Below are 25,494 nucleotides of genomic sequence, written 5' to 3'. Positions count from 1 at the left end.
ATTGGCTTGGTTGTCAGCCACGGATACCTCGCGGTGTGGTGAATCGGGAGATCAGAACGAAGCCGAGATCAAGGATCAAGGCGAGGACCGCCACCCCCAGGAGCCCGGCAAGAGTGTCGTTGAGCGCGTTGGCGCCGCCGATCCTGGCGAGCCCGTCGAAGATCAGCCGGCCGAGGCCCGGACCCGCGACGGCCGCCCCGATGGCGGCGATGCCGACGCTCATGATGGTGGCGATTCGGATGCCGTTGAGCACAACTGGCCAGGCCAGCGGCACTCGGACGGTCAGGAGCAGGCTTCGGCTCGACAGCCCCATCCCCCGGGCGGCGTCTTCGATCTCGGCCGGCACCGACTCCAGACCGGTGATCGCGTTCCGAAGGATGGGAAAGAGCGCATACAGGACCAGGGCCGCGATCGCCGGCGGTGCGCCCAGATTCAATATCGGGATCAACAAGCCGAAGAGTGCGAACGAAGGAATCGTCAGCATGGTGCCGGTGACGGTCAGTGCTGCCCGCCGGGCGAGCGGGTGACGCTCCACGAGGATGCCGGTCGCGACGCCCACGACGGTCGCGATCCCGACCGCGATCAGGACAACTTGTGCATGCTGGATCCCCAGCACGACGATGTCCTGCCAGCGCTGGGCCAGGTACTCCCCGAAACTCATGCTCGCCGGCCTTTCATCCGGCAATACCCAGGTCGGCGACTCCGACCTCCAGGGCCGAGCCCGCTACCGCGGAGCCACCCTGGAGGACGAGCCAGAACCGGCCGCGGTCTCCGAGGAGCTCCGGGTTCGCGATGGGATCGCCATCCACGACGGCAAGGTCGGCGATATTGCCGGTCTTGACCTGCCCGAGCTCGTCCAGGCCGAGGGCGCGCGCAGCACCCGACGTGGCCGCAACCAACGCGTCGTGCGCCGGCAGCCCGTGGTGCACCAGACGCTGCACCTCGATCCAGACACCGCCCCGCCGAAGCTCCAAGTCATCGCCGCCCATGACCAGCAAGGTTCCAGCGGCCTGGGCCGCCTGGAGGGTCTTTTCGAGTTCGCGGATGTTCGCGTTGGCGACTGCGTCGAGCTCCGGCGTGCAATAGCGCTGCGGGTCGCCGTCGAGCCCGACATCGAGATCGCGGCCGGCGAATACGTAAGAACTCGAGAACGTGGGCACGAGCGCAACGTCCCGCTCCGCCATGCGGTCCAGTAATTCAGGACGACGATGCAGGTAGAAGCCGTGCTCTACGGTCTGCATCCAGAGGTCGATCGCTGCTTCGCAGCCGGCGAGACCCTCGGCATGTGCGGCCACCCGGTACCCCATCCGCCGGGCTTCCTCGACGGCCACCGTCATCTCGTCGTAGGTGAGCTGGTTCGGCAACGATGCCGCGCTACCGTCGGAGTGCCGGCACACGCCCGACTCGAGCTCTACCGAACGCGCACCGTCGGTCATGATCTTGATGAAGTCCGCACCGCGGCGGATCTGCTCCCGGACGCCTTTGCGGACCTCGTCCGGGCCGTCGGCTTCGCGATACATACCCTCGAAGACCAACCCACCGGGTGCGGTGCCGGAAATGATGAGCCCGCACGTGAGCACCCGCGCCCCGCGGTAGGCGCCGAACCGCATGGCCTGACGGTTCTCCATGACCTGGTCGCCGTAGGTTCCCATATCGCGCACGGTGGTGACGCCGTATTGCAGGAACTCACGCAGCTTCGCTCCGAGAAGGTGGCTTGCCGTTCCGGGCAGGGTCGGCTGGGCGCCGAATCCCGGATCGGGAACCTGGCCGACGCCATGCATGTGGCCGTTGATCAATCCCGGCATGAGCGTTTTCCCTGCCAGATCGATCACCACCGAGCCGTCCGGAGCACCGTCGCCAGCAGCGCCGACGCGGGTGATTCGGCCGCCGTCGACCAGCACGCCGACATGGTCCCGGACCGGCGCCCTGGTTCCGTCGAACAGCCGGGCATTCGTCAGCCACAGCGGGGGCTGCTCGGCTGCAGGCGGCGCCGCGAACAGCAACGCCGGAAGTTGAATCTCGATGTCCATCAAGCCTCCTTGGGCTCGCAAGTACACCACAAGTCCGTATGTATACGAAAGGCGCTTTGGTACTCTTACGCCGTGAACTCGTCCGCCCACGGCGCTGTCCGACGGCCTTTCGCCGACGTGTCCAGTCAGGCCAAGCCCTACGCCGTACTCATGCGCGACGGCATCCGGCTGGCCACCGACGTCTATCTGCCGGAGCGCGGAGGACCGTGGCCAGTTCTGCTGTCCCGGCTGCCCTATGACAAGTGCGGTGACGAGTGCTTCATGCCACGGATCGCCCAGTGGTTCACCGAGCGCGGCTATGCGGTCGTGGTCCAGGACGTCCGGGGAAAGATCCGCTCCGACGGGCCGCTCGCGCCGTTCGCCAACGAGATGCTGGACGGGTACGACACCCTCGACTGGATCACCGGTCAGCGCTGGTGCGCCGGCCAGGTGGGAATGTTCGGAGACTCCTACTTCGCCTGGACGCAATGGGCCGCGGCCGCGTCACAACATCCAGCCCTGCGCGCCATCGCCCCCAGAGTGGTGTCCGCGGACTTCGGTGACATCGTCGCGCGCCAAGGGGTATTCGCGCTCGAGGTATGTGCCCTGTGGGCGTTCGAAACCTGGGTGGACGAGGCCCTCTACGACTACGACGGGCAGTTGGACTGGGGCGTGCGGCCGCTGGCAGATGTGGTGCCGACGGCGTTGGGCGGCCGCCGCCCGGCATTCCTCCACGACGCTGCCCGCGGAAATCTCGACCCGGCCGCGAGGCTGCCGGTGCGCGGCGATGTGCCGGCTCTACAGATCGGCGGATGGTGGGACATCGTCCAGCATGGTCAGATCAGCACCTGGCGAAAGTCGGCGCAGCAACACCGGGCTCCGCAGTTCCTCGTCATGGACGCAACCGATCACGGCTGGACCTATCTGCGCGCCCCCGGCGAACCGTACGTCGACCCGCGTGCCGACCCGGCCGCGATGCGCCAGTTCCTTGACGCGTATCTGGAACCGATGGTGCCGTTCTTCGATCACTTCCTGGAAGGCCACGGTTCCTACCATGCCCCTCCGGTGCGCTGGATGCTCACTCATGACACCTGGCACGAAAGCCAGACCTGGCCGCCGCCGGAGAGCACGTCGATGGTCTGGTACCTGGACGGCGGCTCGTCGGGTGGCAGTCTGACCACGACGGAGAACCCGGTTGAGCGACACGCTGGCTGGCTGCACGACCCCGGTGACCCGGTGCCCAGCCTCTCCCATGCGTACCACCCGTTGATCGAGCCCGCGGACGAGAACGCCACAGCGGAACGAGACGATGTCCTTGTGTTCGAGTCCGCCCCAGTCCGTGAGCCGATCGACTTGGCCGGCCCGGCCGACGTGCCGCTCCGGCTCAGCTCGAGCTGTTCGTCCACCCACATCATGGCGAGGTTGATGGACGTGGCGCCTGACGGAACGGCGTTCAGAATCCTCGACGGCGCCGCCTACGTGAGTGGGCCGTGGCCTCAGGCGGTCACCGTCGAGCTCGGGAGCACCGGCTACCGGGTACGCCCACGGCACCGCTTGCGCCTCGAGCTGAGCTCCTCGGAATTCCCTCGCTACATCCTGCATCCGGGCACCGAATCCGATCCGTGGACCAGCCAGGACTACCGAGCGACGGAACAGAAGCTGATTCTGGGCGGCGCCTACCCCGCCCGGCTACGCTGCACCGTTCTTACCACCTGTGGAGCACGTCTATGAAGGGCTTTCGTCCCCAGCCGGCCCCGCCCGCGACACCAGACAAGACGCCGTCGAGCAAGCGGGTCTACGAACAGCTTCGGCGGGCTATCCTGCATGGTGAGTTCGCTCCAGGGACCAGTCTCGGCGAGGCCCATATCGGGGCCATGCTCGGCGTGTCCCGGACGCCGGTGCGCGAGGCTTTCGCCGAGCTTCTCAATCAGGGCATCCTCGAAGAAGGCGCCCGGCGCCAGGTGGTGATCGCCAATCCGTCGGACGAGTTGCTCGCCGAAGTGGTCCTGATGCGAAATGCTCTGGAACCGGTCTTCGCCCGGGAGGCGGCCGCCAAACTCGACGTCTCCGATGTCGACCAGCTACGCCTGATCATGATCCGAGCTCGCCGGGCCATCCCGGTTCGCGACGTCAATGCGTACCTCGACTGCGACGACGACTTCCACCTGCACATCCCGCACGCCGCCGGCAATCATCTGGCAGAGGACGCGCTACGCCGCCTGCGTGGACTCACTCGGCTGGTGACGAGGGACATCTCGTGGGACGAAGACGAGCTCGACCGGATCGCGGCAGAGCACGAGGAGATCATCGAGGCGCTGGCGAGCAACGACCCGCAGCGGGCGTACGAGACGATGGCGGCACATTTGTCCTCCTCGAGTCCGTACTGAGCCCATAGGGTGAGCGACATGACTGCCGGTGAGCGAACAACCAGTCTGGACGTCAAAGGTGAACTCCACCGCTACCTTCAACAGGCCCGCGAGACGATGCTGTCCAAGTTGGAGGGTCTCGACGAATACGACATCCGGCGGCCCCTCACCCCGACCGGCACCAACCTGCTGGGTTTGGTCAAGCATCTGACCGGCGTCGAACTCGGATACCTGGGGGACTGCGTGGGCCGCCGCTCTCCTATAAGACTGGCTTGGGTCGACGACGGATCCATCTGGGAAAGCGCCGACATGTGGGCTACCGCCGAGGAGTCGAAGGCAGACCTCATAGCGCTCTACCAGTCGGCCTGGCAGCACTCGGACCAATCCCTGCAAGAGCTGGCTCTCGACGCGCCCGCGCACGTGCCGTGGTGGCCAGAACCTCGTAGGGAAACCACGCTGGGTGCGCTGCTGATCCGTGTCCTGTCCGACACCACTCAACATGCCGGGCACGCCGACATCATCCGTGAGTTGATCGACGGACGGGCTGGCGCCGATCACGACGAAGTCGGCGATCCCGCCTGGTGGGCCAGCTACCTCGCTCGGATCCAGGACGCAGCCGACACGTTCCGCCCGTAGCCCCCGCCCGTCGTCATCGGAGGCCAGGCGGGTCGACCGGCCCGGCGTCTCAGTGAAACCGGCTCAGGGGCTGTCCGTTTCTTCTTCTGGTTGGCCTGGGTCCCAGCCGGTGACGCGTCCCACCCGGGCTTCCAGCTCGGCGACGAGCTCCAACCCGGGCATCTCGGTGTGCAGCAGGTGTACCCGAAGTACGTCGCCTTCGAGTTCGGCGGACAGCGTGCCGGGCATCAGGCTGGCCAGATCGATCACCGCCAAGCGGCCAAGACCAGTGGGCAGCGCCAGCTCGTACTCCACAAAGCCTGGATCGAGATCCACCGGCCTGGATACCGCTCGTCTGGCCACGTCAACGCCCCCGAGTATCGACCGCCAGATGAACCACCTCAGCAACGAGACAGCCGCTAGCGTCCGGCGGGGCCACGACCCCACGGCGTCCGGGCGGGGCCGGTGCAGGCCCATACTCGCCGCGGCAGCGAGAGGCACCACCACCAGGCCGTAGTACGCCACCGACATATCACCTTCGATCAGACCCCACCAGAGAACGCTCAGGACGACGAGCCGCCACAGCGCGGACGACGCCCATTCCTGGATGCCAAGCGCCCGTGCGCTCATGACAACCCCCCGACCACAAGCGCCAGGCAGAGCGCCAGCAACAAGAGCAACACCAGGCCGGACTCCCGCCAGCCGTCGAGAATGCGTTGTGGTACGCCGACGATCGGCGAAACCGATGGCATCCGGCGGACCATCGCCAGCACCCAGACATGGCCGGCTAGCAGCGCGGCGCCGACACGCTCCAGAACGTGAGCAACTCGGCGAAGAAGCTCCTCTTCCACGACAACCACGTCGCCCGGGGGCACCGTCCGCCCATCCGGGTGCGCCGCCCAAGGTGGCACCAGGTCGCGCGAGGAGACCCACCAGCCGGCCCCCGTCAGGACCAGGCCCAGAAGCAACGGCCAGCTCTGTTCCCACCAGATCGACATGTCCGTCAACTTCGGCACAGCGATGGTCCCGGTCCATCGGTGGGCCACAGCTGCGGTCAAGGCAAATCCTCCGGCCACCAGGAGAAGCCATACCGGCAGCGCCGGGCCTGGACGGGCACGACCAGCGCTGGGGCGTAGCAACACCCATGCGCAGCGCGCCAGCAGAAGCGTCGAGCCGGCACCGACCAAGGGCAGTACCTCCGCCAGCTCCACACCGCCGGCTGCTGGAACCATCGCCGGGCCTACCGCCTCCTTCGCGACATATTTCGCGACATAGCCGCTGGTGAGCGGGACGCCAATAATGGCCAGGGCGGCAGCACCGAGGCCGGCGAGCAGCGGAATCCGCGCTGATCCACCGCCGTGCGATTTCCATAGCGGAATACCGAGAAACAGCGCGCCCTTGGCGATGCCATGGTGCAGCGCATACAAAGCAGCGGCCAGGATGCAGACCGGCGCCAGCTCGGGCTCGGCCAGTGCTACACCCACCAGCACCGCCAGGAACCCCATCTGGCTGATCGTGCTGTAGGCGAGGATCACTTTCGGATCGGATTGCAGGAGCCCAGCGGGAACCGCCAAGAAGGCGCCGAGCAACGCCGCGAGGACGAACACGGTTCCCCAGCCCGGGCTCGCGATCTCACCCAGCGGCAGGAATCGCAGCCATCCGACCAGTCCGGCCGTGACCATGGCGCCAGACAGGATGGCGCTCGCGGGTGTAGGCGCCGCCGGATGAGCCAGCGGCAGCCACACGTGCAGCGGCACGGTGCCGGCCTTCACACCGAATCCGAACAAGAGCAGCGCGATGATCACGTCGCGGTATGGCGACCCCGCCACGGCCGCCGGGGCGTCGGACAGCAGCACACCACCGCTGCCGACGACCAGAATGACCGCCGCCAGCACAGCGGCCTCACCGAGCACAGCCATGACCAGGTATATTCGCCCGGCCCGACGCGCCTCACCACTACGATCATGGATGACCGCGGCATATCCCACGAAGCTCATGAGAGTGAAGGTGAGATAAAGGGTGACCGCGTCCGCCGCGATGAAGACACCGGCATTGCCCACGAAGCAGAGCAGGAGCAGCCCACTGAGCAAGGCGGGCCGCTCGATGCCGGAACGAGGGACGAAGGCCAACGCCGCGGCATAGAGCAACGACGCCATCAACAGCAGGGGGCGGCCGACCGAGTCGAGTTCCACGACCGTGCCCATCAACAGCCAGGGCAGCTCGATCCTGCTGTGCTCGGTCCCGACGACGGCCAGCAGCCCCGCGGGCAGCGGGGCCAGCGGAGCGATCCTGGTCAGGACCGTCCCGCCAGCGCGCGCCGCAGCGGCCGGGGCCAGCCCACCCAGCGCGATCGCCAGCGCCGTGAGCAACGGAGCCAACACAGCAAGCAGCCATAACGTGATCATCGGAACGGATAACTCCCCTCGGCTATCAGCTCGGCGATCGAGAGCGGCGAGTACGGAATACCCGCCAGCATCCCCATCAGCAACGCGAGGAGGGCCGTGACCAGGGTGGGAAACAGCAGCGCTTTCGGTGCCTCGAAGAAGCCCCCGGGCGATTCAGGTGCCCACTCCGCGCTCCGGCCGGGATGTCGGAGCCACATCGAGATGACGGCCGGCAGAAAGTAGGCGGCGTTCAGCAACGTGCTTGTCACCAGGATGCCGATCACCCATGGCTCGCCGGCTTCGAGGCCGCCCAGGCCCAGGTACCACTTGGAGACGAATCCCGCCATGGGTGGGAGACCGATCATGCCGAACGCGGCCACCGTGAACGCCAGTGACGTGAGCGGCATCCTGCGGCCCATGCCGGCGAGTTCGCTGACCTTCGTCACCTTCAGCGTCTCGGCGAAGATGCCGGCGCAGAAGAAGAGGGTGATCTTCATGAACCCCTGATGCACCAGATGCACGACGCCACCCGTCGTCGCGACCTGGCCGATGACGGAGGCGCCCAAGGCGATATACGAGAGCTGGCTGACCGTGGAGTAGGCGAGACGTTCCTTCAGCCCGTCCTGGGTCAGCGCGCGAACCGATCCGTACACGATGGTGATCGAGGCAATGGCGGCCAGCGGCGTCAGCACGCCCAGTTCCATGGCCCGGGAAACACCGAAGACGTCGTGAATCACCCGGAAGATGCCGAACGCACCCGCCTTGACCACCGCGACGGCATGCAACAACGCGCTGACCGGCGCGGGAGCGATCATCGCCTTCGGGAGCCAGCCGTGCAGGGGTATCAGCGCTGACTTGACCGCCAGGCCGGCGATCAGAATCGCGAAGACCGCCGTCGCCACGGCGGGACGCTCGGCGACCAGCTCAGCGACTTGGTCAGCTCCGCCCGCCGTGAATTCGACCGGGCCCACCAGCCAGGTCAGCCACGCTACGCCGAGCAACAACACGACACCGCCGGACAGCGTGTAGACGAGGTACGTCCGGGCAGCATCGAGCGCCTTGCCGGTGCCCCGGTGGGCGACGAGCGGGTAGGTGACCAGCGTCAGCATCTCGTAGAAGAGCAGGAACGTCAGCAGATTGCCGGACAGCGCGATCCCAGTCGTGGCAGTGACACACAGGCTGAAGAAGCCGAAGAACCGGCTCCGGTTCGGTGATCCTTCCAGATAGGAGATGGCATAGATGGTGGTCAGGAGCCACAATCCACTCGACAGCGCGACGAAGAACAGGGAGAGCGGGTCCGTCACGAGAACGAGGTCGATCCCAGGCAGGATCGGCAGCCTCCACTCGAGGCGAATACCTGCCACCACCGGCGGGATCAGGGACGCGGTGAGACCGACCTTGGCGATCGCTCCGGCCATGTTCAGCGTGGTGCGCAGCTGAACCTGTTCTTCCCGTAGGAAGAAGATCACGATGCCGGGCAGCAGCGATGTCAAGAGCATCAGCGGCACGACGATGTGGCCGGGTTGGATCACGTCGGCGTTCATGGCCCGGCTCCGATCAGCACGCCGTCACCGGCGAAGGTCAGGATCGGCAGCGACCCGATGCCCAGCACCACGGCCAGCACCGCCAGGCTCAGCGCGACGACCTCCATCCGCCTCGGCAGGTGTTCCGGTTCCGGCAGCTCAAACGCCCGGGTCGGGTTGAACGTCGCGCGCAGCACCCGAGCTGAGTAGCCGAATGTGAGCAAGCCGCCGACCAGAAGAACGATCACCCACCACCATTGCCCGGTCCCCAAGCTGGCCTGCAGTAGTTGCCATTTGCCGATGAAGCCGAACGTCGGCGGTAAACCGGCCAGGCTGACGCCGGCTAGCCCGAACGCTGCCACACTCAACGGCATGCGCGCTGCTGCCCCGGTGATACCCGAGATATCGTCTGAGCCGTAAGCGAGCCCGATGTTCCCGGCGGCCAGGAACATCGCGGCCTTCGCTACTCCATGGCCGAGGAGCAGTGCAAGCCCACCGGTCCAGCCGGCCAGCGCCGCTTCCCCGAGCGCGGACCCCGGTTCGGCCTCCAAGCCCGGCGTCACCAGCGGAAAGACCAGGAAGAGGTAGCCCACCTGGGCGACCGTCGAGTAGCCGACAATGCGCTTGAGACGCACCTCTCGCAACGCCATGGCCGTGCCCCATCCGACCGCGGTGGCGCCCAACAGGCCTACAGCCAGATCGAGAGGAAACGCCGGCTCCGTGTCGAGCACCGTGAACCAGACCCGGATCAGCACATACAGCGTGGCCTTGACCACCAGTGCGGACAACAACGCACTCACCGCGGCCGGCGCGGACGAGTGTGCGTCCGGCAGCCAGGAGTGCATGGGAAACAGGGCTGTCTTCAGCGCCAGGCCAACCGTCATCAGCACAAGCACCGCACCACCGACCACATCGGGGCGGATCCCGTCCGCGGCCAGTTCGAGGTCGAGCGTGCCGGTCTGCCCGTACACCAAGGCGACGCCCAGCAGGTAAAGCAGAGAACCGAGCACCGCCACATACAGGTAGCGCAAGGCCGGCCGGAGTGCCTGGGCTCCGCCGAGCGCCACCAGCGACACGGCGGCCACCCCCATGAGTTCCAGGGCGACATAGGTGTTGAATAGGTCGCCAGCGATGTAGACCGCGTTCAGCCCCGACCACAACGCGAGCCACAACGGCCAGAACATCCTGCCGCCACGAGCGCTGGACGAGCCTGTCGCGTAGACCGAAACCGCCGCGCCAACCAAGGCAGTCAGGCCGAGGAGCAGCACGCTGAGCTGGTCGGCCCGCAGTTCGATGCCGAGTGGAGCGCGCCAGTCCGCCAGCGCGAAGCGCATGATGCCGTCTCGTTGCACCGTCGCCGCCACTCCGGCCACGAGTCCGACCACCACCAGCGACGTCAGCAAACCGATGGCCGTCGTCACGCCGGTGTGGCGAGCCGGTACCAGCGTCACCACGATCGACGCGGCGAGCGGGACGAACACCACAGCAGCCAGCAGATCCATGACTAGTGATCCGCCTCCCCGGGCGGGGGATCACCGCTCTGTTCGGCCACAGACTCCACCCGCCGGGCCAGGCCCAGGCCCAGGCCGGTGACCGCGACCATGATGACGATGCCGGTGAGGACCAGCGCATGCGGCACGGGATCCGGCGCCGCCGGATCCGCTCGGTAGGCGAGCCCGAGAAACAGCATCATCACGCCCCCGCTCGCCACGTTCAGCGCGACGATCCGCCGTACGAGGTCGGAAGTCAGCAGAAGACTCGTCACGCCCATCGCCACGAGCACAATCGCCGTCAATAGGGCGAGGTCGAGCCGCGTCATCGGGCGTCCTCCCCTGAAACATCGGTCGGACCGCCGCCAGCGGTTTCGGTGTCCACGGGCTCCCGATTGGCGACGAAGATCACCGCGAGCCCAGCTGCGATGCTGAGAGTGACGACGACCTCGATGGCAATGATCACGCTCCCGGCCCAGGCCACGTCCAGGACGAGCCAACCGTCGCCGCCGAGGGCCGTCCCGAAGGCCACCCCGACGAATCCGGCAAGCCCCAGCATCAACGCCGGAGTCAGGCCCCGGCCGACGGGAATCACGCCGGTCCGGCCTCCGAGGTACAGCAAGATCAATCCAGCCCCCGCAAGGGCCCCTGCCTGGAAGGCCCCACCTGGTCGTGTCGTTCCGGCGACGAGCAGCCAACCGGCGAGTAGAACAATCACCGGGGTGAGGACCCGGACCAGCCCGTCGATGGCGATCGGCGCGGCTTTCGTCCAGGCGTCGCTCCAGGCCGGCGCGTCGCGCCGCAATCCGAGCACTCCGATCGCGGCGATGGCCAGGACGGCCACCTCCAGTAGCGTGTCGTAGCTGCGGAAGTTCAGCAGGACTGCGGTGACCGGATGCTCCACCCCGGTTGTGGCGATGTTGTCTCTCACGTCGTCCGTGAGCCGGATACCAGGTGTGTCCAATGCCAGTACAGCGGCTGCGAGGACCACGGCGATCACGGCCCCCGCAGCACCCCCGGCGATCGGGACCAGCCATCGCGCGGCACCTGCCGGGCCCTCACTTCTCTCATCCGCGGCACGCCGCCCAACGGCTACGGCGTCGATCAGCAGGGCTCCGGTGACGCCGCCTCCGAGGATCGCTTCGGCCAGGGCGATGTCCGGAGCGTCCAGCCTGGCCCAGACGATCGCGAGCAGGACACCGAAGACCAAGAACAGCACTACCGCGGTCGCGCGGCGTGGCAGGAAGAGGACACATGCGGCGACCGCCAGCAGGCTCCCTCCCAGGAAAATGTCGAAGGCGGAGGCGGCGGCCGTCACTTGGAACGCTCCGCGTCATCCGAGCCGTCTGCGAGCAGGTGGCAACTCGTCGCCGCGGCAACCAGCGCCAACACCCAAATGATCACGAGCTTCGCGGCCACCGCCGGGTCCGCGGCGTGCACGATCAGGCCGGCGACGACGAAGCCCAACCCGAGGTTGTCGGCTTTCGTCAAGGCATGCAGACGGCTGTTGAGGTCGGGAAAGCGGAGCAGGCCCACGGTGCCGCCGGCGAAGAACACACACCCGGCCAGCAGCAGGAGCACCACGATGACATCGGAGATCATCGACGTGCGTCCTCCGCCTGTACCCGCACGATCACCACGACGGCCGCGAGGCTCACAAGCGCCAGCGCGGCGTCCCGGAGCGCCGGCACATCCGCCACCGAGGCAAGCACGGCCAGCAATGCCACACCAGTGGTCCCGAGCAGCAAGAATGCGATCAACCGGTCGTGGATCGACGGACCCCGGATCGCGCGAACGAGACCGACGATGACGTTGAGAAGCAGAAAGACAGCAACTGCGTACAGCGCGACGTCGATCACGGCGCTACTCCCTGCTCTCTTCGATCAGCGTCGTCTCGTGGGCGACGTCGTCGTCTCGCTCGTGGGCAACGTCAACGCCTTTCCTCACGCTTACCCACGAGGGCGTTCAGCAATCGCATCGGCGCCGCAACCGCCAGCGCCCCGTCCACTCATTCGACCGGAGCGCGATTCTCTGCTGCTGGCAGATTGCCTTGGCCGGGCACCGCCGCACGATCAGGATCAGAGGTACGAGGTAGCGATCAGCGCCTCTGACTTCACCGCAGGGAGAACGTATGCACACCGCCGAATCCGTCTCGTCCGCCGGCCTGGACGACCAGCTTGCCGCCCGGCTGCTCCATCAGAGGATCATCGTCCTCGGTACCGAGGTGGACGACCAGGTCGCCAATCGGCTCTGTGGCCAACTCTTGCTCCTGTCAGCGGAAGACCCCCGCAGCGACATCAGCCTCTACATCAACTCACCCGGCGGATCCGTCAGCGCCGGGCTGGCCATCTACGACACGATGCGACTGGTTCCCAACGACGTGAGCACACTCGCGATGGGTTTCGCCGCCAGTATGGGTCAGTTCTTGCTGTGCGCCGGGACACCCGGCAAGCGGTTCAGCCTGCCACACGCCCAGGTCCTGATGCATCAGGGTTCCGCCGGGTTCGGTGGCACCGCCGCCGACATCGCCATCTACGCCGAACAGCTCGAGCGGACGTCGGCCACAATGACCCAGCTCATTGCCCAGCACACCGGACAACCGGTCGAGAAGATCGAACAAGACAGCTTGCGGGACCGCTGGTTCAACGCGGAGGAAGCCCGCAGTTACGGATTCATCGACCACATCGTGGAACGGGTCGACGATGTCCGCCCCACGACCGCCAGGCGATCGGCAGGAATTTGATCATGAGCCAGTACACGATACCCACGGTGATAGAGAAGACAGCGACCGGAGAGCGTGCCTTCGACATCTACTCCAGACTGCTGTCGGAACGGATCGTCTTTCTCGGCACTGAGATCGACGACGGAGTGGCCAACGTGGTGATGGCCCAGCTGCTCCACCTGGAATCCGCCAGTCCCGAACTCGAGATCGGCCTCTACATCAACTCACCCGGCGGTTCGTTCAGCGCGCTGACCGCGATCTACGACACGATGCAATTCATCAGGTCGGATGTCGCCACCTTCTGCATGGGGCAAGCGTCGTCCGCGGCGGCGGTACTCCTCGCGGCCGGGACCCCCGGGAAACGTTCGGTGTTGAAGCACGCCAAGGTGAATCTGCATCAGCCCTCCAGTCAGGCGCGCGGCACCCTGCCAGATCTGGCGATCCAGGCCAAGGAGCTGGCCCGGCTCCGTACCGAGATGGAAGAGATCCTCAGCCTGCACACCGGCCATTCGGCCGACAAGATCCGCACCGATACCGATCGGAGCAAGACCTTCAGTGCCCGCGAAGCCGTGGAGTACGGCCTGGCGGACCACGTGATCCAAGCCCGTCCGATGCCGGCCGCCGCACGAGTCAAGGCATGGTGATCAGGCAGCCAGCAGGAACCGGGCTTCGGGGGTAGGACGTACTCGCGACGAGGCGCGGCGACTCCGGAAGGCATCCAGGCGTACTACCGACGACACCTGACGATCAGCATCCAGGTCACGACGGACTTCGGACAACAGGTCGGGAAGTTCGATCTTCAGGGAATCGCAGATGGCAGCCAAGACCTCGGACGAGACTTCCTTGCGGCCTCGTTCGACCTCCGACAGATACGGCATCGAGATCTTCGCCGAGCGTGCTACGTCGGCCAGGATCCGGCCCTGCTCGAGTCTGGTGCGGCGCAGAACGTCTCCGAGTGCGGTTCGAAGCAACGGCTTCGGCTGCGGTTTGTCTTCACCGAGGTCCTTCACACCTGGATCCGGCATCGCCCGTCCCTCCCTCACTGCCGCCACAACCCGATCTCCCAGGGGGCGGGGTGGTCTCAGAGTAACGACGGCCGTACGGCATCGCCCGGGGCTTTCGCCCCGGGCGTAAGAGTCCGGCTAGAGGGAGGGACGGCGCTCGGAGCCGAACACCATATGCCCTAGGGAAAATCACCTGAACGGCCGACTCGTATTAGCAGGCAATCACGCGTGAGAAGTGACACAATTCACGTTGGTGACTTCAATCCCATCCATTCAAGACAAGGAAAGGAATCAGCGTGATCCGGGGGATCCTCGACCACGACAGCAATGGCTGGAGGGTCGAACTGTACGACACCGAACCACTCAGGCACACCATCATCGAGATCGACTCACTGCCCACTTGGGCAGACGCGTCGAACATCATGAGTAGGGCGTTTCGGCTGTTCACCTGACACACATATCGATCGACCCATACATCTCTCCTGAGCTGCTGCGAAGCTCCTTAGCCGTCCACCGCACCGGATCGGCGACCTCCGCAGCTGCTGCTACGGCGAAGCGTTCGCTCTCGCCGCACCCACGAAGTGGGCTCCCTGTCAGGGGGCGCATCCATATCTGAGGCAGCGACTCGCACGACATCTGACAAGAAGCGGGCCGGATATCGTGTGCGCATGAGGTTCGGGGTGCTCGGGCCGTTGGTGGTGTGGCCGTCCGATGGAAGCTTGGTGTCCATACCCGGAGTGAAGGTCCGGGCGTTGCTCATCGCTCTGCTCGTCAATGAGGGCCGACCGGTCTCGGCAGACCGGTTGATCAACTACCTCTGGCCCGACAACCCGCCCGGCAACGCTTCCGGCTCTCTCCATTCCCAGGTGTCGAGGCTGCGACGAGCCCTCCGCCAGGCGGAACCCGGTGCCCGCGATCTCGTCGAGTCCGGGAAGTTGGGATACCGGCTAAACGCCGCGCCCGATGCCATCGACGCACGACGGTTCGAGTCACTCGTCGCACAAGCGCGCGCCAGGCACGACGCCCGCGGGCGCATCACGTTTCTGACGCAGGCGCTGGCATTGTGGCGTGGCCCGGCCCTCGGCGATGTCGCCGACATGGAATTCGCACGAGGTTCGATCGTCCGGTTGGATGAGCAGCGACTAGTTGCGCTCGAGGATTTGGCCGAGGCCCGCCTGGAGCTGGGGGAGTATGCGCTGCTCGTCGGTGAGATCGGCGATTTGGTCGCCCAGTATCCCCTCCGCGAGCGGTTGCGTGCGGCGCAGTTGCGTGCCTTGTACGGCTCGGGCCGGCAAACCGAGGCCCTGGAGAGCTACGAACGGCATCGGCACCATTTGTGGGACGAGCTAGGACTCGATCCCAGCACCGAACTCGTCCAGCTCCACCAGGCGATCCTGCGCCAGGATCCCGAGCTGGTGCAACGTTCACCGCTGGTCACTTCCACCACGCGCCCCACCAACCTCCCCGTTTCGATATCCACGGAGCCCGACGGCGGACTGATCGGCAGGACGGCGGCGATCGCCGACGTGCGTGCGCTCCTGGACTCGGCCCGCCTGGTCACATTGACCGGCCCCGGCGGGGTGGGCAAAACCCGCCTGGCTATCGAAGTGGCCCGGGCCACCGGCGACATGTGCGCCGACGGTACCTGGATCGTCGAGATGGGCAGCCCGGAATCACACGCAACCACGCTGGCTGACGGGGTCACCTCGATCGCGACACTCGTGGCGGCCGCCGTCGGGATCCGTGAGGACTCCGTGATGGGTGTCGCACCCGGCGCCGATCCCCCCGGGGTGATCGACCGGCTTGTCGCCGCCCTTCGCCCCAAGCAGGTGCTGCTCGTCATGGACAACTGCGAGCATGTCATCGAGCCGGTGACGCACCTGGCCGAGCGGCTATTGGAGTCCGCACCCGGGCTCCGGATACTGGTGACCAGTCAAGAGCCGGTGGGGTTGTCCGGCGAGGTAGTCTTCCGTGTTCCGCCACTGGACCTGCCCCCTTCCGGTGCTCGGCTGGATCAGCTGTCGCAGGCCGGGGCCGTTCGGCTGTTTGTCACCCGAGCCGCGGCAGCGGCATCCGGATTCACATTGTCTGCGGGCAACGCCGAGGCCGTGACCGAGATCTGTCGCCGACTGGACGGTATCCCGCTGGCGCTCGAACTCGCGGCGAGCCGGATCCGGACACTCGACGTGCACGAGCTAGCGTCCCGGCTCGACGACCGCTTCAAGCTGCTCGCCGCTGGACACCGCACAGCACCACAACGGCAACGCACACTCCGGGCGATGATCGACTGGAGCTGGGAGTTGTTGTCGCCGGACGAACGAACGGTGCTGCAACGGCTGGCCGTCCATACTGGCGGATGCACCTTGGAGGCAGCGGAGGACATCTGCGCCGGTGGTCGAATCGCCGCTGCTGACGTCGTCGACCTGCTTGGACGTTTGGTCGACCGGTCGCTGGTCGCGGTCTATGACGACGGAGGCGGCCGCAGATATCAACTCCTCGAATCCGTGGCGGCGTACTGCCTGCAAAAGCTGGACAACGCGGGCGAGTCAGAATCTGTTCGCCGCCGACACGCCGCCTACTATGCCGACTTAGCCGAACGGACCGCCCCGCTCCTGCGCGGACACGGACAGCGGGATGCGCTGCGATGCCTGGACCACGAATCCGCCAACCTGCGCAGCGCGCTGGAGACCACGGTTCAGCTGAGCTCCGCGGACATGGCACTCCGCCTCGTCAACTCGCTGGCCTGGTACTGGTTCCTTCGCGGCCGGCACCAAGAAGCACGCCGCTGTTTCACTCGGGCGCTGTCAGTGCCATCCCCCGACGGCATCGTCGACGCCTCACGCGCCGAGGCACTGACGTGGCTGGCCGGCGTCGCGTTCACCGATTACCAAGACGACCCCGTAGCCCGGCGCAACAGCGTCTTCAGGCTCTACGAACAGCTGGATGATCCGGCCGGCCTAGCGCGCGCACAGTGGCTGTGTGCGTTCACCATGCCGGGCTCGGGTCATACGGTGGTGGGTGAAGAGTTGGTGTCCGGTGCCTTGGCCGGCTTCCGAAAGCTCGGAGACCGATGGGGCATCGCCGCGGCGCTGTTCACTCGCGCCGAGCATGCTCTGGTTGCAGGAGATCTGGCGGGCGCCAGACGCGACAGCGAGACGTCGCTCAGGCTCTTCGACGAGCTCGGCGATCGCTGGGGCCGGTTGCATCCGACGCGCTGGCTGGGCGTATTGGCCGAGATCGCCGGTCACCACGACGAAGCCGCCCGTCTGCACCGGGACGCGCTGCGCAGCGCGGAAGACATGGAGCTGTGGCCCGCCGTGTCAACTCAGCTCGCCAACCTCGGCAGGATCGCGTTACTCGTCGGCGACCTGGCCGAGGCCGAGGAATATCACCAGCGTGCACACCGCCTGGCCGAAGAATTGTCGGACAGCGCAGCCGCCGCTTTCGCCGCCATTGGCCTGGCTCTAGGTGCCCGGCGCGCGGGCAAGCTCGACCTCGCGGAACAACGGCTGAGCGAGCTGCTCGAATGGCACCGCCGGACGGACCTTCATGCCGGCACCGCATTGATCCTCGCCGAAATGGGGTTCGTCGCCGAGCAGCGCGGTGATGCCGCGTCGGCCCGTACCGTGCACACAGAAGGACTGGCAGTGGCACGCAAGACGAGGGACTCACGCGCCGTGGCGCTGGCTCTCGAAGGGCTCGCTGGCGCCTCCACCCTGGTCGGCGATCACGATCATGCGGCAAGACTGCTAGGTGCCGCGGCCGCAGCCCGGGATTCCGTGGACGCACCGTTGCCGCCCGGCGAGCGTGGCGACGTCGACCGGATCACGCACCGCGCGCAAACCGCGCTCGGTGAGAACACCTTCGGCACCGAGTTCGCACTCGGCGGCCAGATGGGAATCGACGAACTCCCGTAATTCGGCGCACCGCGCTCATTTCCTCCGCAGCTTCATGGCCACCTCGGAGAAGGCGTGGATCTGCTCATCGGAGCTGTCGTCGGGCCAGAAGATGAACGTGTCAAAGCGTTCGGCGATGAGGTCTTCGAGCTCGGTGACCCAATGGTCGAGTGGCCCATGCAGCCACCCGCTGGCCGGTCCGTCCGTGATGACTCCGCTGACATCGGTGATGCGTCGGATCGCCGACGGGTCCCTGCCCGATTCCACGACGTAGCGGTCCATGTCTGCCTGCTTGGCCAGCAACTCGTCCTTGGAGAGATGCCGCGTTCCCGGCGAGATCCAGCCGTCCGCCGTGCCGGCTATCAGCCGCAGCATCCTCGGCCCGTCACCACCCACCCAGATGCTGATGTCGTGGACGGGAGGCGGGCCCGCTTTGACTCCGCGGAGCTGGAAGGCATCGCCATGGTGATGGATAGGGGGTTGGGGTGATCGCCAGAACTGACGCACGATTCCGATCGCTTCCTGCAGAGCCGCGATCGCTTCGGCCGGTGATCGCGCTTCCGCTCCCATGGCCTGGCTGGACTCTGGATAGGCACCTGCGCCAAGACCCAGCTCGATCCGTCCGCCGCTGAGAACATCAAGTGAAGCGACCGACTTGGCAAGCATGGCTGGTGGCCGCAACGGAAGGTGGGCGACATCGGGGAAGAACCGGATGTGCTCGGTCTGGCCCGCCAGCCAAGGCAACAGTGTGAACGTATCGAGGTACTTCCACTGGTAAGGGTGGTCCTGAATTCCGACCAGATCAATGCCGACCTGCTCGGCCAGCTGGACCTGATGTAGTAGGTCCAGCTGGCCGGCAGCGAGGGGCGTCGGGAAGAAGCCGAACTCCGGCGAGCGGTTCTGGCCGCTCACGCCACGTCCCGGTTCGACAGCGCCCCCAACATCACCGCGGCCTCGGCGAGGCGCCTTCCCTGGTTCCGTGCTGCTTCCAGCACCGCTTTGACGTGAGCATCGTCGTCCGCTTGCTCCTCGACGAAGCTGACGCCGTACGGATTCCCACCGGCGGCCGCCGCGATCTCGTAATCGACATATCCCGTAGGAACGACGATCGATCCCCAGTGGCACATGGTCTTGTACAGCGAGATCAGGGTGGACTCTTGCCCGCCGTGCGGGAAGAAGCTGCTGGTGAAACCCGTCGCCGGCTTGTTGGCAAGCTCTCCTGCTTCCCAGAGCCCGCCCGTGGTGTCGAAGAACTGCCGAAGCTGGGCACTGACGTTTCCGTATCGAGTCGGCGTCCCGAAGGCGTAGCCGTTGGCCCATTTCAAGTCGTCGAGCGTGACCAGTTGAATGTGCGCGGTGGCGTCCAGATGCGAACGCCAATCCGGGTTGGAGTCGACGGCCGCATCCGGGGCGAGCTCGGGCACGCGACGCAGCCGCACATCCGCACCGGCATCCGCGGCGCCGTCGGCGAACGCTTGCGCCAGCCGGTACACGTTGCCGGTGGACGAATAGTAGACGATGGCGATCCGGGCTTGGGGGACGGTCATGGTGAGGCGCCTTTCAAGGGTTGGGACTGATATTGCGGGTTTCTGGTGTGTCGTTCTCAGCGCCGAGCGGACGTGCGTGCCGCAGTACGGCCACGACGAGCACGGCGATCAAAGCCAGGAGGGCGGCACTGATCGCCGCCACGGTGTTCAATCCGGTGGTGAACGCGTCCCGGGCAGCGGCGATGAGGTCCCCGGCGAGCGCTGTAGGAAGTTCCTCGGCTACCGCGAAGGCGCTGGCGAAGCTGTCGCGGGCAACAGCTGCCGCTGGATCCGGGACCGCGGCCGGGATCGTGCCGGCCAATTGATCGCTGTATACGGCGGTTCCGACGCTTCCCAGGGTGGCGATTCCCAACGCCATACCCAGCTCACTTCCCGTCTCGGAGGTGGCAGCGGCCGATCCGGTCTTCTCCTGCGGGGCGGAACTGACGACCATGTCGGTTCCGAGGGCAAGTAGCGGCACCACGCCGAAGGCGAAGATGGTGCTACCGGCCACCAGGACAGCCAACCCGGACGCTGCTTGCAGCTGCGTCAGCACGACGAGGCCGACGACGGCGAGCGACAGGCCACCAGTGATCACGAACGCCGGCCGCACCCTTCGGGCTAGCAGCGGAGCGACCACCGAGCTGACCACGAACGCTGCCGCCAGCGGGAGGAACCAGAGTCCGGCACGTAGCGGCGACATGCCCTCGACCAGCTGCACGTATTGGGTGAAGAAGAGCATCACGGCGGACAAGGTGATCGCTGCCATCAGAAGGCCGGCCACCGCACCGGAGAACCGGCGATCGCGAAACATCCGCAGGTCCAGGAGCGGGTCGGTGAGCCTGTGCTGCCGGCGCACGAACAGCCACCCCATGATCACGCCGAGCGCCACGATCGCTGCCGGTGCAGGTGTCAGAGCCTGGTTCTTGGCGATCTCCTTGATTCCGTAAACGACGGGCAGGATGGCACCCAAAGACAGCGCGACGCTGGCGAGATCGGTCCGCGCCGCCACCGGAGCGCGGTACTCCGGCAGCAACACGGGGCCGGTGGCGAGTAGGAGCACCATCACGGGAACACCCAGGAGGAAAACCGACCCCCACCAGAAGTTCTGCAACATCGCGCCGCCCACGGCGGGACCGATGGCGGTGCCCAGCGAGAAGGACATGCCCCAGATGCCGATGGCCAGACCCCGCTGCTTGGGATCGTTGAATATGGTCCCGATCAGCGACAGCGTGGACGGCATCAAGGTAGCTCCGGCGATGCCGAGCAGAGCCCTGGTCACGATCAGCATCTCAGCGCTGGAGGAGTAGGCGGCGAGTACCGAGGCGACGCCGAATGCCGCAGCGCCGATCAGCAGGAGCCGGCGGCGGCCGATCCGGTCGCCGATCGTCCCCATCGTGATGAGGAGCCCGGCGACCATGAATCCGTAGATGTCGGTGATCCATAGCATCTGGGTGTTGCTCGCGCCCAGATCGGCTCCGAGGTGGGGAAGAGCCATATACAGGACGGTCAGGTCCAGGGCAATCAAGATCGTCGGCAAGGCGAGCACCGCCAGTCCGGCCCACTGCCGCGGTCCGGCCCGGCGGTCGGCCGGAGTCATCGTGGTGATCATCGTGCCCCTTCGAGATCGTCGTCACGACCACGATGCCGGGCACGCCTTACTGCCGGCTGACCACAGACTTACGGTCGTCTGATCGAACTAACCAGCCGGGGCGGTTCCTTCGTGAGGTCCTTCACCACATCTGGAGCACTCTTAGTCCCCGTTTTGAGGCACTACCTTGCATATTCCGGGCGTAGATCGTCCGGAATCGTTTCTACAGTTCTTGTCATGGCTATCGCACGCTTGCCGAGTGTCGTCATCGACTGTCCCGACCCGAGCGCTCTCGCCAGGTTCTACGGAGCGTTGCTGGACTGGAAGGTCGAGGTCTCCTCCGACTGGGCCGACGTCCGAGGCGAATACGGTCAATGCATCTCGTTCCAGCAGGTCGAGGATTACGCGCCGCCTGAATGGCCGAGCCAGCAGGCGCCTCAGCAGATGCATGTCGATGTGGTCGTCGACGACCTCGACGCCGCCGAGTCGGCGGTGCTAGCGCTCGGCGCGACCAAGCACGAGCACCAGCCCGGTGCAAACTTCAGGGTGTTTCTCGACCCGGCCGGTCACCCCTTCTGCCTCTGCGCGGACTGACGCCGACCTCCGCCACACGCTGAGGCGTGGACAGCAGCGACGGTGTCCCGCCGAAATCCGAATCGGCGCTGGAATTCGGCTCGCCGATGAATCATGGCGACGACGGACGTCGGTAATCCAGGACGGCGTTGCCGCCGGCGAACGTCTGGACGTCGGTAAGGTCGAAGGCAGTCGGCGAGAACTCACTGGCGAACATTGGCAGCCCGGCTCCTGCCACGACGGGGTACTGCTTCACGATCAGCCGGTCGATCTCGGGCAGCAACTGTCCCGCGATTCGAGCTCCACCGGCCAGGTAGATGTCCAGCGGCGAATCCTCCGCCTTGAGCGCTCGGACCGCGGCGACCGGATCGTCGTCGATGATCTGCACCGCCGGGTCCGGGCTCTCCGTCAGCGAGCGGGAGACGACGTATTGCCGCAAGTGGGCATACGGGCTGGTAATCCCAATGTCCAGTGCTGGGTCGTAGGTGCGCCGGCCCATGACGATGGTGTCGAAGTTCTGGTTCGGAGCGTCGTCGACGCCCACCTGGCGACGCACGTGCGTGGGCAGCGCGTCACCGTAGCGCTGGATCATCCATGCGGTGTACTCATCGGAACTAGGGTAGAAGTCGACCTCATCGGCTGGTCCGCAGATGTAGCCATCGATCGTCATGGCGATGTAGTAGACGAGTTCACGCATAGGTCTCTCCCAATCGATGGTGCGATAAACTACTACGTGTAAAGTACTTCATCTGTACCGGTTTGAACAAGTCGCGCTGCCAGGAGGCACGATGGTCCGGAATCCAGAGCGACGCACCACGCTGCTCAACGCAGCGATCGACGTCCTCGCCGCTCAGGGGGCACGCGGGCTGACCTTCCGCGCCGTCGACACCGCCGCCGACGTCCCAGTCGGCACCACGTCGAACTACTTTCCCAACCGTGACGAACTGCTTCGACAGGCCGGCGAACACGTCTTCGTCCGGCTCACCCCGGACGACACCACCACCGCCGCGCTTCTCGATGATGATCGCGACCGCGACCATGAACGGCGGCTCATGCAAGACCTGCTCCGGCGTGCCGAGGCAGACCGAGCCGGCTATCTTGCGATGTTCGAGCTGCGGTTGGAGGCTGTGCGCCGGCCAGAGCTGCGCGCGGCCTTCACCCGCGGGTTCCGCGCCAACCTGGAACAGATCGTGCAGACACACGTCGACGGTGGCTTCCCCGGAAACCGCACCACCGCGGTGCTGCTCTATGTCGCGATGAGCGGCCTGCTCCTAGAGCACCTGACCCTGCCGGGTGTGCTGGGCGAGGAGCACATCGACGAGGTCGTGGCGGCACTGGTCGAAACGATCGTGCCGGGCTGACTCGCCTGCCTAGGCCTAACGGCACACGCAGAAGAGATTGCCTTCGGTGTCGGCGAGAACTACATGTTGAGCGCCTTCCGGATACGACCATTCAACTCGGGTGGCGCCGAGAGAAACGAGCCGCTCGACCTCGGCTTCGAGGTCAGAGCCCTCGTCCACCCAGAGGTCGATATGCATTTTGTCACCCCTGTCGAGGTGAAGGTGCGCACCCGCGCTGTGGTCCAGCCGAGTGGCCGAAGTGGAACGCCTCTTCTCAGGATGAAGGAACTCCGGGTTGTTGGAGCGCGCAACGTATCCGAGGGCTTGGCTCCAGAATTCGGCAGCCCTCTCGCTGTCCGACACATTCAGCACCACGGATCCGATGAAAACGCCCATCGAGGTCTCCTCTGCGCGACGACGATTCCTCAGTTCGGAGCCTAAACGCCGCCGCCGCCGGTCGATGAAACCGGGTGAAGATGCACCGCCAGCCAGTTCGTGCCGAGCTGGGTCGAAACCAGACGATGCGGTGTGCCCGCGGGGAGCAGCATCCAGTCACCCCGGACAAGATCATGCCGCTCGCCGTCGATCTCCAGGACCGCGGCGCCGTCGAGCACCACGACCCATTCGTCCTGGTCCTGGACATAGTCGACCGGCTCGACCGAGCCGCTCAGGATCTGCTCCACGACGAGGTTACGCACCGACACGATGTCTTCGGTGAGCTCACCCTGCGGCGGCGCAGCTGATACGTCCCGCAGCCTGCCTCGGACCACAGCCATGGTTGACAAGACTAACGTGCACCATTGACGAAGGCAGGACAATGCTGCACAGGTCGTGCGCGCCTCCTGACCTGGCCGGTCCGTGGACTGACGGGCACCATCTACGACTGCGAGCACGGCATTACCGGCGGCCGCGTTGTGCGCAAACTGACGATCTTCGGTCGCCACGAGCTCTGCATGCTGTGGGTATTCGCGTGCGACGGCAGCACGTGCGGCGGCAAGGGCGCGATTGCCGGGCCGATAACGTGGGATCATGGCGTTTCCGCAGGAGTGCAGCGAGCGACGTGCCAGCCAGCGTGATTGCATCGCGTCGGGGTCTGCTGCACGGATAGGTGACAGGTTGTAGTCACGCAGCCAGTGCGGCTGGCGTGTTCATGATGGTCTCGAATTCGATGGGCGTCAGTCAGCCGAGGCGGGGCTGGCGTCGGCGGCGGTGGTAGGTCCTCTCGATCCAGGTGACGATGGCGATCCGCAGCTGCTCGCGGGTCGACCAGAAGCGGCGGTCGAGGACGTTCTGCTGCAGCAGGGCGAAGAAGCTCTCCATGGCGGCATTGTCAGCCGCCGCGGCCACTCTTCCCATGGATCCGACCATGCGGTGACGGGCGAGAGCACGCAGGAACTTCCTGCTTCGAATTTGACTGCCTCTATCGCTGTGTACCACGCAGCCGGCGACGTCGCCGCGCCGCGCGACGGCGTTCTCGAGCGCCGTGACGGCCAGTCTCGACTTCATCTGGTCGCTGATCGAGTACCCCACGATCCGGCCAGAGAACACGTCCTTGATCGCGCAGAGGTACAGCTTGCCTTCCGCGGTCTTGTGCTCGGTGATGTCGGTCAGCCAGAGCTCGTTCGGCGTCTCCGCGGTGAACACGTGCCGCACTCTGCCGCCTTCGTCGACCACCGCACACAGGTCGTCGTGGACAGGCGGGCCGGGCCTGCGTCCCTTGATCTCAAAGAGGTCAACTCGGCAATCTCCGGTGGATCGGCGCGTTCTGTTTGATCTGGCGTGGTGGGAAGGGGTGGGTATGCTGATGTCTATGACGATGCCTCACCCGGAGATGGAGTGGCCCTTATTGGACGAGGCCACGGCGCGGGCACGCTCGGACGAGCTTGCCGAGCTTGCGGCAGGGTATGGCATCACGAACTTGCGGTTCGCCTCGCCTGGTCGGCTGCTGGGGCATGTGGCTCCGGATCGGGATCTGATGGACGTTGCGGCGTTCGAGCTTGCGGCGGTCGAGCTGCTGCGCGCTGAAGTGCGGTTGTATTCCGATGGCGTTCTGGCCAAGCCGCACGTCAGTCCTGACCTGTTGTCGGCTCGTCCGCTGTGAGCGGTAAGGAGCTGCGTCCAGATCGTCACGCGCTTCTGGAGCTGGATGCGCTGCTTGATCAGATCGCTCGGCGCCGTGATGCGGGTAATCGGACCAGGTACGACACTGACGCGGATTACCGGTGGGTGCTGCATCGTCTCTGGATCGCTGTGGGCAACGAGGCACATGCCTACACGGAGGCGGCTGGGTTGCACCCGTTGAAGGTGCAGCCGTGGGGCACGCTGTACCGACTGCGAAACGTCATCGCACACACGCGGTTGCCAGATATCGATGAAGACCATGTCTGGCGGATGACGGTTATGCGCCTGGACTCGTTGCGGGACACCGTTCGCAAACACCTGAACTAGCCGAGCG

The 25,494-nt window shown here is 65.9% G+C and carries 28 protein-coding genes and 1 pseudogene; 11 read left to right on the top strand and 18 right to left on the bottom strand.

Annotated features, from left to right (window positions below; all coding sequences use genetic code 11):
• Positions 1 to 13: 13 nt before the first annotated feature.
• The gene (locus tag F7O44_RS12770) at positions 14 to 661 is read right to left on the bottom strand and encodes an ABC transporter permease (protein ID WP_162450651.1); all 648 of its coding nucleotides are present in this window, start codon (positions 659 to 661) and stop codon (positions 14 to 16) included.
• A gap of 13 nt (positions 662 to 674) precedes the next feature.
• Positions 675 to 2,030 (bottom strand): amidohydrolase family protein, encoded by a 1,356-nt coding sequence (locus tag F7O44_RS12765; RefSeq protein ID WP_162450650.1) that lies wholly within the window; start codon positions 2,028 to 2,030, stop codon positions 675 to 677.
• A 72-nt stretch (positions 2,031 to 2,102) separates the two neighbouring features.
• On the opposite strand from F7O44_RS12765, the gene F7O44_RS12760 reads away from it, so the two are divergent.
• From F7O44_RS12760 to F7O44_RS12750, 3 genes are read left to right on the top strand one after another with little or no spacing between them, the layout of a single operon-like run.
• On the top strand, positions 2,103 to 3,740 hold the full coding sequence (locus tag F7O44_RS12760) for a CocE/NonD family hydrolase (RefSeq protein ID WP_162450649.1): 1,638 nt from the start codon (positions 2,103 to 2,105) through the stop codon (positions 3,738 to 3,740).
• Positions 3,737 to 4,396: a GntR family transcriptional regulator gene (locus F7O44_RS12755; protein WP_162450648.1), complete on the top strand. Its 660-nt coding sequence runs from the start codon at positions 3,737 to 3,739 to the stop codon at positions 4,394 to 4,396. The genes F7O44_RS12760 and F7O44_RS12755 overlap by 4 nt, the downstream gene beginning before the upstream one ends.
• Positions 4,397 to 4,414: 18 nt before the next feature.
• A complete protein-coding gene (locus tag F7O44_RS12750) occupies positions 4,415 to 5,011 on the top strand; it encodes a DinB family protein (protein WP_162450647.1) in 597 nt (198 codons plus the stop codon).
• A 63-nt stretch (positions 5,012 to 5,074) separates the two neighbouring features.
• Here F7O44_RS12750 and F7O44_RS12745 read toward each other — a convergent pair whose 3' ends face one another.
• Genes F7O44_RS12745 through F7O44_RS12710 form a run of 8 tightly spaced genes read right to left on the bottom strand, consistent with a single transcriptional unit; the run spans position 5,075 to position 12,246 of the window.
• Positions 5,075 to 5,620 carry a Na+/H+ antiporter subunit E gene (locus F7O44_RS12745; protein ID WP_162450646.1) on the bottom strand — a complete coding sequence of 182 codons (546 nt, stop codon included), beginning with the start codon at positions 5,618 to 5,620 and terminating at the stop codon, positions 5,075 to 5,077.
• Complete coding sequence (locus F7O44_RS12740; RefSeq protein WP_162450645.1) at positions 5,617 to 7,395, bottom strand: complex I subunit 5 family protein; 1,779 nt, start codon at positions 7,393 to 7,395, stop codon at positions 5,617 to 5,619. The genes F7O44_RS12745 and F7O44_RS12740 overlap by 4 nt, the downstream gene beginning before the upstream one ends.
• A complete protein-coding gene (locus F7O44_RS12735; RefSeq protein ID WP_162450644.1) occupies positions 7,392 to 8,918 on the bottom strand; it encodes a complex I subunit 5 family protein in 1,527 nt (508 codons plus the stop codon). Before F7O44_RS12735 ends, F7O44_RS12740 begins: the two co-directional genes overlap by 4 nt.
• Positions 8,915 to 10,399 carry a complex I subunit 5 family protein gene (locus tag F7O44_RS12730; protein WP_162450643.1) on the bottom strand — a complete coding sequence of 495 codons (1,485 nt, stop codon included), beginning with the start codon at positions 10,397 to 10,399 and terminating at the stop codon, positions 8,915 to 8,917. Before F7O44_RS12730 ends, F7O44_RS12735 begins: the two co-directional genes overlap by 4 nt.
• Positions 10,400 to 10,401: 2 nt before the next feature.
• Entirely contained in the window at positions 10,402 to 10,716 is a 315-nt protein-coding gene (locus tag F7O44_RS12725; RefSeq protein WP_162450642.1) for an NADH-quinone oxidoreductase subunit K, read from the bottom strand.
• On the bottom strand, positions 10,713 to 11,705 hold the full coding sequence (gene mbhE / locus F7O44_RS12720) for a hydrogen gas-evolving membrane-bound hydrogenase subunit E (RefSeq protein WP_162450641.1): 993 nt from the start codon (positions 11,703 to 11,705) through the stop codon (positions 10,713 to 10,715). The genes F7O44_RS12725 and mbhE overlap by 4 nt, the downstream gene beginning before the upstream one ends.
• Positions 11,702 to 11,989: a monovalent cation/H(+) antiporter subunit G gene (locus F7O44_RS12715; RefSeq protein ID WP_162450640.1), complete on the bottom strand. Its 288-nt coding sequence runs from the start codon at positions 11,987 to 11,989 to the stop codon at positions 11,702 to 11,704. The genes mbhE and F7O44_RS12715 overlap by 4 nt, the downstream gene beginning before the upstream one ends.
• Complete coding sequence (locus tag F7O44_RS12710; protein ID WP_222851312.1) at positions 11,986 to 12,246, bottom strand: MrpF/PhaF family protein; 261 nt, start codon at positions 12,244 to 12,246, stop codon at positions 11,986 to 11,988. Before F7O44_RS12710 ends, F7O44_RS12715 begins: the two co-directional genes overlap by 4 nt.
• A gap of 272 nt (positions 12,247 to 12,518) precedes the next feature.
• On the opposite strand from F7O44_RS12710, the gene F7O44_RS12705 reads away from it, so the two are divergent.
• Both F7O44_RS12705 and F7O44_RS12700 read left to right on the top strand, forming a co-directional pair.
• Positions 12,519 to 13,130 carry a ClpP family protease gene (locus tag F7O44_RS12705; RefSeq protein ID WP_162450639.1) on the top strand — a complete coding sequence of 204 codons (612 nt, stop codon included), beginning with the start codon at positions 12,519 to 12,521 and terminating at the stop codon, positions 13,128 to 13,130.
• A gap of 2 nt (positions 13,131 to 13,132) precedes the next feature.
• Positions 13,133 to 13,753: an ATP-dependent Clp protease proteolytic subunit gene (locus F7O44_RS12700; protein ID WP_162450638.1), complete on the top strand. Its 621-nt coding sequence runs from the start codon at positions 13,133 to 13,135 to the stop codon at positions 13,751 to 13,753.
• Here F7O44_RS12700 and F7O44_RS12695 read toward each other — a convergent pair whose 3' ends face one another.
• Entirely contained in the window at positions 13,754 to 14,134 is a 381-nt protein-coding gene (locus F7O44_RS12695) for a helix-turn-helix domain-containing protein (RefSeq protein WP_162450637.1), read from the bottom strand.
• A gap of 275 nt (positions 14,135 to 14,409) precedes the next feature.
• On the opposite strand from F7O44_RS12695, the gene F7O44_RS12690 reads away from it, so the two are divergent.
• Together F7O44_RS12690 and F7O44_RS12685 are read left to right on the top strand one after the other, a co-directional pair.
• On the top strand, positions 14,410 to 14,565 hold the full coding sequence (locus F7O44_RS12690; protein ID WP_162450636.1) for a hypothetical protein: 156 nt from the start codon (positions 14,410 to 14,412) through the stop codon (positions 14,563 to 14,565).
• Positions 14,566 to 14,781: 216 nt separating this feature from the next.
• Positions 14,782 to 18,030: an ATP-binding protein gene (locus F7O44_RS12685; RefSeq protein WP_174255918.1), complete on the top strand. Its 3,249-nt coding sequence runs from the start codon at positions 14,782 to 14,784 to the stop codon at positions 18,028 to 18,030.
• 15 nt (positions 18,031 to 18,045) lie between these two features.
• On the opposite strand, the gene F7O44_RS12680 is transcribed toward F7O44_RS12685, so the two are convergent.
• The 3 genes from F7O44_RS12680 to F7O44_RS12670 are packed head-to-tail and all read right to left on the bottom strand — an operon-like array spanning position 18,046 to position 21,147.
• Entirely contained in the window at positions 18,046 to 18,921 is an 876-nt protein-coding gene (locus F7O44_RS12680) for an LLM class flavin-dependent oxidoreductase (RefSeq protein WP_162450635.1), read from the bottom strand.
• Positions 18,918 to 19,556: an NAD(P)H:quinone oxidoreductase gene (wrbA, locus tag F7O44_RS12675; RefSeq protein WP_162450634.1), complete on the bottom strand. Its 639-nt coding sequence runs from the start codon at positions 19,554 to 19,556 to the stop codon at positions 18,918 to 18,920. The genes F7O44_RS12680 and wrbA overlap by 4 nt, the downstream gene beginning before the upstream one ends.
• A 13-nt stretch (positions 19,557 to 19,569) precedes the next feature.
• On the bottom strand, positions 19,570 to 21,147 hold the full coding sequence (locus F7O44_RS12670) for an MFS transporter (RefSeq protein ID WP_174255917.1): 1,578 nt from the start codon (positions 21,145 to 21,147) through the stop codon (positions 19,570 to 19,572).
• Between the two features lie 216 nt (positions 21,148 to 21,363).
• On the opposite strand from F7O44_RS12670, the gene F7O44_RS12665 reads away from it, so the two are divergent.
• Complete coding sequence (locus F7O44_RS12665) at positions 21,364 to 21,720, top strand: VOC family protein (protein WP_162450633.1); 357 nt, start codon at positions 21,364 to 21,366, stop codon at positions 21,718 to 21,720.
• 91 nt (positions 21,721 to 21,811) lie between these two features.
• Here the strand turns inward: F7O44_RS12665 and F7O44_RS12660 are convergent, their stop codons facing one another.
• Complete coding sequence (locus F7O44_RS12660) at positions 21,812 to 22,396, bottom strand: dihydrofolate reductase family protein (protein WP_162450632.1); 585 nt, start codon at positions 22,394 to 22,396, stop codon at positions 21,812 to 21,814.
• A gap of 91 nt (positions 22,397 to 22,487) precedes the next feature.
• Between F7O44_RS12660 and F7O44_RS12655 the strand changes: the two genes are divergently transcribed.
• Positions 22,488 to 23,060, top strand: coding sequence for a TetR/AcrR family transcriptional regulator (locus F7O44_RS12655; RefSeq protein WP_162450631.1), 573 nt, complete (start codon positions 22,488 to 22,490; stop codon positions 23,058 to 23,060).
• A gap of 15 nt (positions 23,061 to 23,075) precedes the next feature.
• On the opposite strand, the gene F7O44_RS12650 is transcribed toward F7O44_RS12655, so the two are convergent.
• The 3 genes and pseudogenes from F7O44_RS12650 to F7O44_RS12640 all read right to left on the bottom strand — a co-directional run.
• Complete coding sequence (locus F7O44_RS12650) at positions 23,076 to 23,435, bottom strand: VOC family protein (protein WP_162450630.1); 360 nt, start codon at positions 23,433 to 23,435, stop codon at positions 23,076 to 23,078.
• Positions 23,436 to 23,476: 41 nt separating this feature from the next.
• Positions 23,477 to 23,815: a cupin domain-containing protein gene (locus tag F7O44_RS12645; protein ID WP_162450629.1), complete on the bottom strand. Its 339-nt coding sequence runs from the start codon at positions 23,813 to 23,815 to the stop codon at positions 23,477 to 23,479.
• Positions 23,816 to 24,218: 403 nt separating this feature from the next.
• Positions 24,219 to 24,839, bottom strand: a pseudogene (locus F7O44_RS12640) (IS3 family transposase); the annotation flags it as partial.
• A 10-nt stretch (positions 24,840 to 24,849) separates the two neighbouring features.
• Between F7O44_RS12640 and F7O44_RS12635 the strand changes: the two are divergent.
• Together F7O44_RS12635 and F7O44_RS12630 are read left to right on the top strand one after the other, a co-directional pair.
• Positions 24,850 to 25,140, top strand: a complete 291-nt coding sequence (locus F7O44_RS12635; protein ID WP_162450628.1) for a hypothetical protein — start codon at positions 24,850 to 24,852, stop codon at positions 25,138 to 25,140.
• Positions 25,137 to 25,487 carry a hypothetical protein gene (locus tag F7O44_RS12630; protein ID WP_162450627.1) on the top strand — a complete coding sequence of 117 codons (351 nt, stop codon included), beginning with the start codon at positions 25,137 to 25,139 and terminating at the stop codon, positions 25,485 to 25,487. Before F7O44_RS12635 ends, F7O44_RS12630 begins: the two co-directional genes overlap by 4 nt.
• The last annotated feature ends 7 nt before the right edge of the window (positions 25,488 to 25,494 follow it).

Source organism: Phytoactinopolyspora mesophila, assembly GCF_010122465.1.
Classification (GTDB): domain Bacteria; phylum Actinomycetota; class Actinomycetes; order Jiangellales; family Jiangellaceae; genus Phytoactinopolyspora; species Phytoactinopolyspora mesophila.
The sequence above is the reverse complement of the archived record's forward strand: the minus strand, read 5'-3'. Positions and strand labels throughout refer to the sequence as shown.